Here is a 13,582-nt window from a genome sequence, read left to right on the forward strand (position 1 = left end):
CGTCATTCTTGACACTAGAGGACAACTATTTGACACTGAAAGACATGTCCGTGATCCGTGGCACATCGTTGACCGGTTATCCGGACCTGGTGGCCGAACTCGGCGTCGACCCGGGGACGCTGCTCCGCCAGGTCGGGATTCGGCCGGCAGACATCGGACGCTTCGACGTGTTCTTCGCCTATGCAGCGCTGATCGACGCGGTCGAATTGGCGGCGACCGCCACCGCTACGCCCGATTTCGGGCGCCGACTCGGCGCACGGCAAGGTATCGAGATTCTGGGCCCGGTCGGTGTTGCGGCGCGGACCACGAGTACGGTTGCCGACGCGTTCACGATCTTCGACCACTACATGGCCGCGTACAGTCCGGCGATCGGCACGACCATCATGCCGATGCCCGACGAACGTTTGTCGTTCTTCGAATTCAAGATCCTCACCCCGCTCCCGCGTGCGTGCCCGCAGGTGATCGAACTCTCGCTCGGTGTCGCGTTGCGTGTGCTGCGTTTCATGCTGGGGTCGACCTACAACCCCGTCATCGTGAATCTTCCGCACGATGCGCTCACGCCGCGATCGGACTATCTGCACTACTTCTCGTGTACGCCCCGATTCGCCCAGCCCCGCGCCGGCTTCACGATCCGGACCGCCGATCTGAGCCGAGCGCTGGTACACGACGGACCCGCCCATCGCGCGATGCTGGAGTACCTCGACACCGTCATGGACCGGCGTGAGCCGGGCTCGAGCACGCCCGTGCGCGAGTTGGTCCGGCACCTGTTGCCGACCGGCGCGGCGACCGTGCCGGTCGTCGCCAGGCAATTGCGGCTGCACCCCAAAACCCTGCAGAGGCGCCTGGCCGCGGAGGGGGCGACGTTCGCCGGCCTCGTCGACGATGTCCGGCGGGAGATGGCGCTCCACTATCTGTCCGAGACCGACATGACCCTGACCCACCTGACCCGCGAACTCGGCTATGCCGAGCAGAGTGTGCTCACCCGTTCGTGTCGACGCTGGTTCGGTGCCGGCCCCAAGCAATTGCGGGCACAATCGCGATCCGGCCAACGCGGCTGACCGTGCCCCGGCCACCGCGTCGCCTCTACCCTGAGTTTGCGCTACCCGCCGATGAACCCAAGTATCCCCGCCCGGGGGCTGCGCGACACCTCGGTGTGGCGACGTCGATTCCCTACTGGCCTTCGCAACAGCGATCGGGACCGGGTCTCAGCGGTGCGCACCGGTTGCTGATGGCACCGGGCTACTACACCGCCGCGACTACACCCCGATCGACGCCCAGTTCGAATCCATCCACCCGTTCACCGACGGCAACGGCCGCATCGGCCGCGCGTACGTCCATCTGGCCGTCCGCAGTCAGTACGGTGGGCGGCGTGTCGGACCGACCCACCGAATTACCGGTACCTCGCTCTCGGTGACCGAAAGGACACGGGGTTCGCGGAGCGCGACAACGAATCCTGTGGCTCTGCCGCCGAGTGTCGGTGCCGCGGGCTAGCGTCGAGTGGGTATCCCGGCAGCGGAGGAGCAGCGATGAGCGCGGTCACGACGAATCAACCACTCGGTACCCCGACGTGGATCGACCTGGGCATCCCGGATCTCGACCGGGCGATGGCCTTCTACGGGTCGGTCTTCGGGTGGGAGTTCGACGTGGGTCCCGAGGAGTACGGCAGGTACACGATGTGTCTGCTCGGCGGCAAGAGGGTCGCCGCGCTGATGCCGAATCCCGACGAGAACGCCACCGCGTTCTGGTGGAACGTCTACCTGGCGACGGACGATCTCGATGCGACGGTCGCTCGGTCCGCGGATGCGGGTGGCACGCTGCTGATCGAGCCGATGGACATCGCCGACCAGGGGCGGATGGCGATGGTGCGCGATCCGGCCGGTGCGCAGTTCGGGCTGTGGCAGGGGCGGGCGCATGTCGGCTGCGAGCTCGTGAACGAGCCGAACACGTTGTTGCGCAATGACTTGGTGACGCCGAATCCGGGCCCGGCGCGGGAATTCTACGCGTCGGTGTTCGACTTCACGCTGGACGGGAACGACGACCTGCCCGGCGTGGACTTCACCTTTCTGCGCAGGCCGGACGGGCACGAGATCGGTGGCATCGTGGGCGATCCGTCCGCCTCGGAGTCCTCCTGGGGGACGTTGTTCCAGGTTACCGACACCGACGCGGCCGTCGCCGCGGCCCGGGCCGGCGGTGGTACCGCGGACGATCCGACGGACATGGTGTACGGACGGACCGCGGAGATCACCGATCCGTTCGGTGCCAAGTTCACGGTGGGTTCCCCGCTGCCGGGTGCGCAGGGGTAGGTGCCGTGACCCGGCCACCGGACGTCGCGGCCGTGATGGTGGGTCTGATCGGGCGCCATCACCGGGTCACCGGCTACGAGGTCGGGCGGGAGAAGATTCGCGAGTATGCCCGGGCCGTGCAGGATCGGCATGGCGCTCATACCCGCGAAGACGCCGCCTACGCGCTCGGATACGACGGGCTGATCGCACCGGTCACGTTCGTCAGCATCCTCGGGTCGATTGCGATCGAGGAGCTGTTCGTGCGGGTTCTGGTCGGTTACGACCTGAGCCAGATGATGCACACCGACCAGCAGTTGATTCTGCATCGGCCGGTGCAGGTCGGGGACCGGCTGGATTGTGATGTCTGCCTGGAGTCGTTCCGGCAGATGGGCGGCACCGACATCATCGTCACCAAGAATGTGATCACCGATCAGCACGAGGATCCGGTGGCCACCACCCACACGACCCTCATCGCCCGCACCGGCGGGGTGGCCGATCCGGAACTGGCCCGGGCGGTCGCCGCGGTGATGATGCACAAGGCGCCCCCACCCCCGGTGCAGTAGTGGCGACGGCAACGGCTTCACCCACAGGCCGGCGAGTGGCGTGTGCCTCACAGTAATCGGACAATCCGCCACTTCTGGGGCGGCGGGCGGCCTAGGGTCGACAGAACCGGACATCCTCTGTTTCGTGTGAACGGAGTCGAGCAATGGACGCCACCACGCTCCTGTGCTTGCCCTATGCGGGTTCGGGGGCGTCGTTCTTTCGCGGCTGGCGCGGGTTGGCCCCGCCAGGCTTGGCCGTCGTGCCCCTGCAGCTGCCGGGCCGGGAGGAGCGGTTCGTCGAACCGCTGTTGACCGATGTCGCGGCGGCTGTCGAAGATCTGCTGGCCCGAGCGCTGTGCGAGGGGCAGGACGCCGAGAGGGTCGCGGTGTTCGGGCACAGCCTGGGTGCCGTTCTCGCCTACGAGCTCACGCATCGGCTGGTTGCGGACGGCTCGGTGCCGGTGACGCGGCTGTTCGTCAGCGGGGCACCGGGACCGCGCCATGTTCGCGACATTCGCGCTGCACTGCTCGATGACGCCGAGTTCCTGGCCAGGGTTCACGAACTGGCCGGGTACTCGCACCCGGCTCTGGAGAACGCGGAACTACGTGAGCTGTTGCTGCCGGTGCTGCGCGCCGACGTCGACATGCACGAGAGTTATCGGCCCCCGCCGCACCCACGTCTGGACGTTCCCATCACAGCCCTGCGTGGTCGTGACGATCACTTGGTCAGCTCGGTGCAGGCCGCCGAGTGGCAGGCGGCCACCACGGCCGACATCTCGGTGCGGGAACTCGACGGCGGCCACATGTACCTCACCGATCATCCGCACGCTCTGCTGCGTGTCGTTGCTGCCCAGCTCGCGGAATCGGGTTCCCGATGAGTCCGGGCCTGGACGGCAAGGCGGCGGTCGTGACCGGCGCGGCCAGGGGCATCGGCCGGGCGTGCGCGGTGGCGTTCGCCGCCGGCGGTGCGGACCTGATGCTCGTGGACGTCGCGCGGAATCTGCCGGGTGTTCCGTATCCACTCGGCACGCCGAGCCAGCTCGAGTACACCGCCGAGCTGTGTCGCGCCCACGGGGTCTCGGTGCTGACGGGTGCGGTCGACGTGCGCGTGTCGGGTGAGGTCAGGGACGCGGTGGACGCTGCACACGAACGGTTCGGCCACATCGACATCCTCGTCAACAACGCCGGAATCGCGGCGCCCTCGGGTGCACTGGCTCATGAGATCGACGAGCGCGAGTGGCAGTTGATGCTCGATGTCGATCTCTCCGGTGCCTGGCGCACGATCGCCGTCGCCGGAAAGATCATGGTCGGGCAGCGCAGCGGCAGCATCATCAATATCTCGTCGACAGCGGGCATTGTCGGTTACCGCCGTTTCGCGGGTTATGTCGCCGCCAAACACGGATTGATCGGACTGACGAAGGCCGTCGCGCTCGACTATGCCCCGAGCGGGGTCCGGGTGAACGCCCTGTGTCCTGGTTCGGTGCGCGACAGTCCTGCGTTCGAGGGCAGGATGCTGGCCGAGATCGCGCGCTCCCTCGGTCTGGAGGTGGATGAACACGAATCCGTGTTCGTGCAGTCGCAGCCGATCAACGCGCTCATCGAACCCGAGGACGTCGCATCCGCCGCGCTCTGGCTTGCCTCCGACGACTCGCGGCGCGTCACCGGAACCGTCGTGACGGTGGACGGCGGGTTCACGGCGCGGTGACGGCGGGCGGAGGTGGTGTCCCGCCGCTTATGATGTGGAACGTTTTTCGGTAGAGTCACCCTATGCACCAATCCCATTGGGGTCGGGCTGGGCTGGCGCGCGCGGCGTACGGCCATGCGCAGTCGGTGCGAATAACCAGGGGTGTCGATCCTGAGGCGACAGCAGCGGTGCTGGAGTCCGCGAGGGTCCGATGGTGGGGGGATGAGGTTGCGGCCCCGCGCTTGTGGATCGAACGGGTGAACGGATCTGCCGCGGATGCCGCCGCACGGTGTCGCCGAGACCGCGAGTTGCGGCGGCCGGTCGGCACGAACGGGTGCAGGGTTCGGGCGGTCCTGCTGCTCTACTCGGACGGGGTGGCCGACCTGGTGCTCGCAGCGGACCGCCGGGATCTGGATTCGACGGCGCTCGCCACGATGAGTGAGGTCCTGACCGGTGGCCTGGGCGTGGACGCCGTGTTCGCGGGGCCGCCCGGTGAGCACCATGACGGCGAAGCGCTCGATCCGTTGCCGTCGGCGAGTGCGGGACGCCACGGATTCCTCTGGGCGGCAGCCGAACAGCGTTCCGGACCGGTGTCCTACGAGTTTGCGCTGGGGCGGATCGGTGGGGACGTCACTGCCACCGTCGCCGTCGCGGCCGCACTGGTCCTGGGCCGGTACGAGCACGATGACACCGTGCGAGTGGCAGCCTGGTGCGAGGATCGAGATCGCCCGCCGTACGTCCTCGGCGGCTTCTACCACTGCACGGTGGCGACGGTCGACTGCTCCGACAACGCTGTGCTGCACAGGGTCGTCCGCAGCACGATCGATTCGCTCGGGTGCGACGCCCGTACCCCGCTGGACACGGATGCTGCGTACGGTCCGCGCGGCATTCGTGACGTCGGCGTCGGTGTGCTGGGTGTGACGACGACGTTCCCCCGGTCCGCGCGGGACTGGCTGGCCTGCCAGTCCGCACCCTTTCCGCTGACTCTCGCTCCCATCGTCGACGCCGGCGGCGACGTCCGGCTCCAACTGCATCGTCAGCAGAATGTGGTGGACGACGAGGCCGCACGGCAGTTCGGGCGGCACGTCGTGCACATGTGCCGTCAGCTGCGCGGCGTGGGGGCGGACGTGCGCGTCGGCGACCTTCCCGTGGGTGACGAGCAGATGGTTTCCGGGGCGGGCCTCGAGGTGGTCGCGCCGCCCGTACCCGGTGCAGGACGGATCGAGGCGTTGTTCCGGACCCGCGCGAAGGAGCAGCCCGACGCGATTGCAGTGGTACACGGTCATCGTCAGCTCACGTACGCCGAACTGGACGACCAATCACGTTGGGCGGCATCCGGTCTCCGGAGACTCGGTATCCGCCCGGGCGACCGGGTCGGTCTCTGCCTGGATCGGTCCGTGGAGTTGATCGTCGCCATGCTGGCGGTGCTCGACGTGGGTGCGACGTACGTCCCGATGGATGTGCGGCATCCCGCGGACCGGCTCGCGTACACCGCCGACGATGCCGACGTGCACCTGGTCGTCACCGAGGTCGAGGACCCAGTGTGGGGCAGCGAGATTCGGTTGGTCTCACCGAGGGGGCTGGTGTCTGTCCGAGACGACACCCCGGATACGGACAGGGACGGGCTCGATCCGGACGCGGCGGCCTACGTGATCTACACGTCCGGTTCCACCGGTCGACCGAAGGGGGTGATGATTCCGCACCGCGCGGTGTTGGCGCTTCTCGCGGCCACTACCGCGGAGTTCCGCCTCCGCCCCGTGGACACCTGGTCGATGTTTCATTCCTCCGCTTTCGACTTCTCGGTCTGGGAGATCTGGGGTGCGCTGCTCACGGGAGCGCGGCTGGTCATCGTCCCCTTCTGGATTTCTCGGTCACCGGTCGAATTCCATGCACTGCTCGCCGACGAGCGGGTGAGTGTTCTGAGTCAAACCCCGTCGGCCTTCGCGCAACTCGCCGAGGCGGACCGGGAGCTCGATCGGCTGGATGCGCTGCGCCTGGTCGTCTTCGGTGGCGAGTCGCTCGATGCGCGGGCGCTTCTGCCCTGGATGGACCGGTATCCAGAGTCGGAATGCCGACTGGTCGACATGTACGGGACAACGGAGACGACCGTACACGTCACGGCGCACACCGTGACTCGCGGCGACGCGGTGGCCGGCACCCGGGTGGTGGGACGGCCGCTGCCCGGCTGGTACGTGTTCGTGCTCGACGAACGAGGACGGCCGGTTCCGGGGGGTGTGGACGGGGAAGTGTATGTCGGCGGTGCGGGAGTGGCGCTCGGATATCTGCGTAGGCCCGAGCTCACCGCGGAGCGTTTCCTCAGTGTCCCGGCGTGCGGGAACCGAAGGTTGTACCGAACCGGAGACCGGGGTCGACTGCGTCGCGACGGCACGCTCGAACACCTCGGCCGGCTGGACACTCAGGTTCAGATCCGCGGCTTCCGGGTCGAACTCGGTGAGGTGCGCGGTGTGCTGCTCGACGATCCCGCCGTCGTCGATGCGGCGGTGGTGACGAGCGGAAGTGAGGACGCGGCAGGCGGCTCCGGTCTCGATGCGTTTGTGGTTTCCCCGGGCGGGAACGGAAAAGCGATTCGGCAGCGGGCGGCGAAATTCCTCCCGGAGTACATGCTGCCGCGCACCATCACCGTGGTCGCCGCTCTTCCCCTCACGATCAACGGCAAGCTCGACGTGTCCCGTCTTCCCGAACCCGATCGGACCCCGCCGCGCTCCCGGGTACCGCACACATCCGTTGCGGGTGGACTGGCGGGAACGCTCACCGACATCTGGGAGGCGGTCCTGGGGATGACGATCGCCGCCGACGACAACCTCTTCGAGCTCGGCGGCAACTCGTTGTGCGCCATCAAGGCCGACAGCATGATGCGCCGTCAGGGGTTGCCGGTGCTTCCGATGCGGGAACTGTATCTGCATCCGAGTATCAACGGCATCTGTGCCACCTTGGACAGGCTCTACCCGTCGCCGGACAGATAGGCGTCGACGATCGGGCCGATCTGCTGAGCGGGTTCGGGTTGCATCACGTCGTTGTGGGCGCACGGCACCCGATGTTCACGGATGTTTCCGGTGATCGACGGCCGCCAGGCATCCAGGGCCGTACCCGTTTCCGGCGTCGTCGTCGCGGCGGTGACGAAGAGCACGTCCCCGTCGAAAACCTCGGGGGTGAAGTGAGTCAGCATCCGAGACGAGCGTTCGTATCCCTCGTTGATTCGGCGCAGGTGCTCGGGTGTCAGTGCGGCCGCGGGCCCGTACGCCGCTTCGAGGGCTTCTGCTGCTCGCGCGTAGGTCAGCTCGCCGTCACCGTTCGTCGCGGCCTCGACGCCGAGACCTGCGAGTAGCTGATCGACACCCAGCTGCGCTGGTGGGGTGTCGTCCGCGTTCCCGGGATAGCTGTCGAGGAGGACGAGGGAGGCGACATCGTCGCGGTCGCGGCGCAGCTCCGTCGCCATCGCGTAGGCGATGGTCCCGCCCAGCGACCAGCCGAGGAGATGGTAAGGACCCGCCGATTGGACCGTTCTGATTTCCTCGACGTATCGGTGGGCCAGCTCTTCGATCGAATCGAGCTCCGGTCCACCACTGATCGACGGCAATTGCAGGCCGTAGACGGGCCGACTCGGTGCGAGGTGCCGCACCAGCGCCGTGTATGCCCATGCCAGACCGATTCCGGCATGCACACAGAACAGTGGTGGTCCGGTGCCGGCAGGGCGGAGCGGCACCAGTACGCGCAGTGCCTCGTCCACCGTGTCCGGTGCGGATCGTGCGTCGATCCGCGCGGCCAGCCCGGCCGGGGTGGGATCGAGGAACAGCGCCTGCAATGGGACGGTGCGACCGAGACTTTCCTGCAGGGTGGTGAGCGCCCGGATCGCCGTCAAGGAGGTACCGCCGAGAGCGAAGAAGTCGTCGTCGACACCTATCCTTCCGGACCGTCCCGGCTCGGTGCCGAGGATCTCCGCGAAAGCATCGACCACCTCCCGCTCCAGTGGTGTCCGCGGTGGACGGAATCGCGCTGTGCGCGAGGGGAACTCCGGATCGGGAAGGGCGGCACGATCGAGTTTTCCGGTGGGGGTCAACGGGATGTGCTCGAGCTCGATGAAGGTCGTCGGCACCATGTGCGCGGGCAGCCGCCGGGACAGGTACTCGTCGAGGTTCCCGGTGTCGATGGTCAAACCGGGACGAGCAACGACATAGGTGACCAGCGCGGTGTCTCCGCCCGGGGCGGGCCGGCCGAGTGTGACGGCGAAATCCACGTCCCGCCGAGCTGTCAGGGCGAAATCGATCTCGCCAGGCTCGATCCGGAATCCTCGGACCTTGATCTGGAAATCGGTACGACCGAGATGTTCGACCGAGCCGTCGGAGAGCCTCCGCACCAGATCCCCGGTGCGATACATCCGTTCGCCCGCTCCGGCGAACGGGCAGGCGACGAAATTCCGTGCGGTTTCGGCCGCTCGTGCGTGGTATCCGCGGGCGAGCCCGGGACCTGCGAGGTACAGTTCGCCCGGCGTTCCCGCTGGGACGTGATGCAGCCGGCTGTCGAGTATCGCGGCAACGAATCCCCGGGCGGGACGGCCGATGGCGATCCGGCCGTCCGGCGTCAGCGGTTCGCTGATGTGCGACATGATCGTCGTCTCGGTGGGGCCGTAGGCGTTGAACATGCGCCGGCCCGGTGCCCAGCGCGCGGCCAGCACCGGCGGGCACGGCTCGCCCGCGACGGTCAGGACCCGCAGCGACTCGAGACGGCCGGGGTCGAGGGAAGCGAGCGCGGTCGGGGTGATGAAGGCGTGACTGACGTGGGCGTCGTCGAGGAGCCGGGTCAGTTCCGGTCCGCCGTACGTCAGGGGCGGCACGATCACGACGTGGGCGCCGGCGCAGAATGCCATGGTCAACTCGAAAATCGATGCGTCGAAGCTGGGTGAGGCAAGGTGCGATACTCGTGCGCCGGGCGCGACCGTCAGGTGCGTGCGTTCGTGTTCGGCCAGATTCGCCAGCCCGGTGTGGGTGAGCACGACGCCCTTCGGTGTCCCGGTCGACCCGGACGTGTAGATCAGATACGCGGGATGGGCGAGCATCAACGGAGCGAGCCGATCCGCATCGGTCAGGGCCGTACGACCGTAGGCGGAGAGGCCGTCTTCGAAGGCAGGGTCGTCGAGAATCAGCCAGGGCACCGTGTCGGGGAGGTGTGGCCGATACGTGGACGACGTGACACCCAGTATCGCTCCACAATCCGTCAGCATGTGGTTGACCCGGTCGGCCGGGTACGTCGGGTCGATCGGCACCGGGGCGGCACCGGATTTCACCACCGACCACAGGGCGACCACCGATTCGATCGAGCGTGGGATAGCCGAAGCGACAAAGGTTTCCGGCCCTGCCCCGCGCTCGATCAGAAGGCGGGCCAGCTGGCTGGAACGCTCGTCGAGTCGACGGTAGGTGATGTCGCGTCCCTCGCAGCTCACGGCCACGGCATCGCCGCCTGTCCGGGCGGCATCGGACAGCAGTTCCGGCCAGCACCGGGGAACCGGTCCGTGGGCGCCGACGTCCGGTCCGCGCTCCACGGCGTCGACGATCTCGATGTCACCGACCGGCTGGTCCGGGTCGTCGGCCACCGCCTCGAGGATGCGGATGAATCGTTCCGCGAGCCGCGCGACCGTCGGGGAGTCGAACAGATCGGTGGCATAGGTGAAGGCCGCAGCGATGCCCGCAGGTGCACCGCCGCTGTCGAATTCCTCGACGACCAGGAGCTCCAGATCTTCCTTGGCGATCGCCGTCGCGACGTCGACTGCCTCGACCTCGACGTCCGGCAGGGTGAGGTGGGCGGGCCGGGCGGCGCTCTCGAACTCCAGCGACGCCTGGAACAGCGGGGAGTGCGAGGTGGAGCGAACCGGCGTCACAGCCTCGACGAGTCGCTCGAACGGCAGGTCGGCGTGGGTGAACGCGCCGAGATCGGCTTCGCGAGTGTGCGCGAGGAGAGCGGTGAACGTGTCGGCCGCGTCGACGCCAGTACGTAGGACGAGGGTGTTGACGAACATGCCGACCAGGTCGTCCAGCGCCGGTTCCGGCCTGCCCGCGACGGCGGTGCCGATGGCGATGTCGCAGGTGCCGGTCAGCCGCGACAGCAGGACGGCCAGTGCCGCGTGCACCGTCATGAAGAGGGTGCTGTTTCGGTGACGTGCCATCGATCGCAGGGCGCGGTGCACGTCCGCGTCGACGCGGAAGTCCCACCGGTCGCCACGCAGGGTTCGCTGCAACGGGCGTGGTCTGTCCGTGGGAAGGGGCAGAACCTCGGGCAGTCCGTCGAGCGTGCGCATCCAGTACTCGAGCCGGCTCGCGAGCAGGCTGTGGTCGCCGGCCGGTGTCCCGAACAACTCGTGCTGGCGGAGAGCGTAATCCGCGTACTGGACGGGCAGGGGTGACCAGCGGGGCGGCCGGTGGCGCGTCCTGGCCGTGTAGGCGGTGACGAAGTCCCGGGTCAGCGGGACCATCGATCGGCCGTCGGCGCTGATGTGGTGCAGGACGAGGACGAGAACGTGCTGTTCGGGCGTGAGACGGAGCAGCCGGCAGCGGAGCGGCGGGTCGACGGTGACGTCGAACCCGGTGGTCACGTACCCGAAGATGCGGGCCGTCACGTCGTCGTCGGTGGCACGGACGATGTCGACGTGCGGGACTGCATCCTCCGGGGGCAGTACCTCCTGGACGGGCTGACCGTCGTGTAGTGGATAGATGGTGCGGAGTGCTTCGTGCCGTGTCACGACATCGGTCAGTGCCGCGGAGAGTGCGTCGGTGTCGAGCGCCCCGGTGAGTCGAAGCGCGACGGGAATGTTGTAGGCGGGCGAGGCGGGGTCGTACTGGTTGAGGAACCACATCCGGTGTTGGGCGGGTGACAGCGGGAGCACGGGCGGTCGGGGACCGGCGATCAACGGTCGCGGGGCGTCATCCGTCCGTCGCACCAGCTGGTGGGCGAGGGCGCGTGGCGTCGGGTTGTCGAACAGAGCGCGGACGCCGAGATCGGCGTCGAGGGCTGCATCGATGCGGGCGACCGCACGCGTGGCGCTGAGCGAGTTGCCGCCGGCGTCGAAGAAATTGTCGTCGACGCTCACGTGGTCGATGCCGAGCACCGCGGCGAACGCGTCCGTCACGATTTCCTCCACCGGTGTCGCGGCGCGGCGCGGTCCGGGGGTGGTCGAGTCGAGCGGGGGGTCGGGAAGCGCGGCGCGGTCGAGTTTGCCGACGCGCGTCAACGGGATCTCGTCGATCGTCACCACGGTGGCGGGGACCATGTACGACGGCAGACGATCGGTCAGGTAGGTGCGCAGCTCCGCGGGGCGGGGGTCGGTGCCCTCGGCGGGCAGTACGTAGGAGACGAGTATCGCGTCTCCGGCAGGTCCCGGACGGCTGACGGTGGCGGCGTAGTCGACCTCGGGATGCCGGGTGAGTGCGTTGTCGATCTCGCCCGGTTCGATGCGGAAGCCGCGGATCTTCACCTGGAAGTCGGTGCGGCCGAGGTAGTCGAGTGCACGTGCGCCCCTGGTCCAGCGCACCAGGTCACCGGTCCGGTACATCCGTTCGCCGGGTTCGCCGTACGGGTTGGCGACGAAGCGTGCGGCGGTGAGTCCGGCTCGCCGGTGGTAGCCCCGGGCGAGACCGCCGCCGGCGATGTAGAGCTCGCCGGGCACACCGGCCGGGACCGGCTGCAACCGGTAGTCGAGGACGAGTTCGGTGACCCCGTCGATCGGGAACCCCACTGTCACCGGGGTTCCGACCGACATCGGCTCGCTGACGTTGCACATCACGGTGGTTTCGGTCGGGCCGTAACCGTTGCGCAGCCTGCGGCCCGGGGCCCAGCGGGACACCAGACCGGGTGGGCATGCCTCGCCTCCGACCACCACGTCGGTCAGGCAGTCGAGGTCCTCGGGATCGGTCGTGGCCAGTGCCGCAGTCGGCACGAACGCGTGGGTGATCCGTTCGGAGGCCAGCAGCCGGGCCAGCTCGCTGCCGCCGTACACCGTCGGAGCGGTGATCACCATCGTCGCCCCGACCCCGAAGGCCAGCAGGTAGTCGAAGATCGAACCGTCGAACGTGGGCGACGAGAAGTGCAGGACCCGCGACCGTCGATCCGATCCCATCAGCTCGATCTGGGTTGCCGCGACCTGCGCGAGTCCACGGTGACCGACCACCACACCCTTGGGAGTGCCGGTGGACCCCGAGGTGTAGACGAGGTAGGCGGGGTGATCTACCCGCAGCGGCGTCCTGCGATCGGAGTCGCGGACGGGGGTCGCAGGATAGCGCCCGATCGTCGTGGTGACGTCCGGGGCGTCGAGGACGGTCCATCGGAGGGTGAGCGGCAAGCGGCTGCGGTGGGTCCCGACCGTGATGCCCAGAGAGGAACCGGAATCGGTGAGCATGTGCTCGATCCGCGCGTCGGGATAGGTCACGTCGACGGGCATGAAGGCCGCGCCGGTCTTCACCACCGCCCACATCGCGATCACGGAGTCGATCGACCGGGGAATGGCGATCGCAACGAACGTCTCCGGCCGGGCACCCTGCTCGATGAGCATGCGCGCCAGACGATTCGATGTCTCGTCGAGCTCGCGGTAGGACACCACCCGGCCTCCGTACGACAGTGCCGGTGCCGCGGGATCGAATGCGGCGGCATCGGTGAGGACGTCGGCGAATGTCCTGTCGGGACCCGGAGTCCCACCACGAATGGGAAGGAGTTCGCGCATCTCGGTGTCACTGAGCAGGTGGAGCCGGGCGAGTGGGAGATCTGGGCGGGTGGCGATCGACTTCAGCACCCGGATTACCTGCCCGGCAATGGATTCTACCGCCGTGCGGTCGAGTGCGGCGGGAAGGTATTCGAATTTCAGGTGAAGTGTGATGCCCTCGGTGACGGCGAGGGCGAGTGGGTAGTGGGTGGCGTCGGCGCCCCGGACATCGGTGACGTGGAGGCCGGTGGTGTCGGGGGTGTCGGGGGTGGTGAGGGTGGTGAGGGTGGTGGTGTCGAGGGGGTAGGACTCGAGGACGGTGAGGGTGTCGAAGGTGGCGGCGGGTCCGGTGGCGGTGTGGATGTCGGTG

8 protein-coding genes are annotated in these 13,582 nt (G+C 68.0%); 7 read left to right on the top strand and 1 reads right to left on the bottom strand.

Going from position 1 to position 13,582, the window contains the following annotated elements:
• Nucleotides 1-44 precede the first annotated feature (44 nt).
• The 7 genes from ACFU5V_RS24575 (at nucleotide 45) to ACFU5V_RS24605 (ending at nucleotide 7,492) form a co-directional block, all read left to right on the top strand.
• Entirely contained in the window at nucleotides 45-1,058 is a 1,014-nt protein-coding gene (locus ACFU5V_RS24575; RefSeq protein ID WP_378702684.1) for an AraC family transcriptional regulator, read from the top strand.
• A 229-nt stretch (nucleotides 1,059-1,287) separates the two neighbouring features.
• Nucleotides 1,288-1,491: a hypothetical protein gene (locus ACFU5V_RS24580; RefSeq protein ID WP_378702712.1), complete on the top strand. Its 204-nt coding sequence runs from the start codon at nucleotides 1,288-1,290 to the stop codon at nucleotides 1,489-1,491.
• 35 nt (nucleotides 1,492-1,526) lie between these two features.
• Nucleotides 1,527-2,303, top strand: a complete 777-nt coding sequence (locus ACFU5V_RS24585; protein WP_378702686.1) for a VOC family protein — start codon at nucleotides 1,527-1,529, stop codon at nucleotides 2,301-2,303.
• A gap of 35 nt (nucleotides 2,304-2,338) precedes the next feature.
• Nucleotides 2,339-2,845 (top strand): (3R)-hydroxyacyl-ACP dehydratase subunit HadA, encoded by a 507-nt coding sequence (gene hadA / locus ACFU5V_RS24590; protein ID WP_378702714.1) that lies wholly within the window; start codon nucleotides 2,339-2,341, stop codon nucleotides 2,843-2,845.
• Between the two features lie 143 nt (nucleotides 2,846-2,988).
• Complete coding sequence (locus tag ACFU5V_RS24595; RefSeq protein WP_378702688.1) at nucleotides 2,989-3,702, top strand: thioesterase II family protein; 714 nt, start codon at nucleotides 2,989-2,991, stop codon at nucleotides 3,700-3,702.
• Entirely contained in the window at nucleotides 3,699-4,529 is an 831-nt protein-coding gene (locus tag ACFU5V_RS24600; RefSeq protein ID WP_378702690.1) for an SDR family oxidoreductase, read from the top strand. The genes ACFU5V_RS24595 and ACFU5V_RS24600 overlap by 4 nt, the downstream gene beginning before the upstream one ends.
• Nucleotides 4,530-4,765: 236 nt before the next feature.
• Nucleotides 4,766-7,492 (top strand): amino acid adenylation domain-containing protein, encoded by a 2,727-nt coding sequence (locus ACFU5V_RS24605; RefSeq protein WP_378702692.1) that lies wholly within the window; start codon nucleotides 4,766-4,768, stop codon nucleotides 7,490-7,492.
• Here ACFU5V_RS24605 and ACFU5V_RS24610 read toward each other — a convergent pair.
• Nucleotides 7,471-13,582: amino acid adenylation domain-containing protein (locus tag ACFU5V_RS24610; RefSeq protein WP_378702694.1), on the bottom strand; the 6,112-nt coding region annotated here is incomplete at its 5' end. The two genes, ACFU5V_RS24605 and ACFU5V_RS24610, sit on opposite strands and share 22 nt — an antisense overlap.

The organism is Rhodococcus sp. NPDC057529, from assembly GCF_042802055.1.
GTDB lineage: Bacteria > Actinomycetota > Actinomycetes > Mycobacteriales > Mycobacteriaceae > Rhodococcus_F.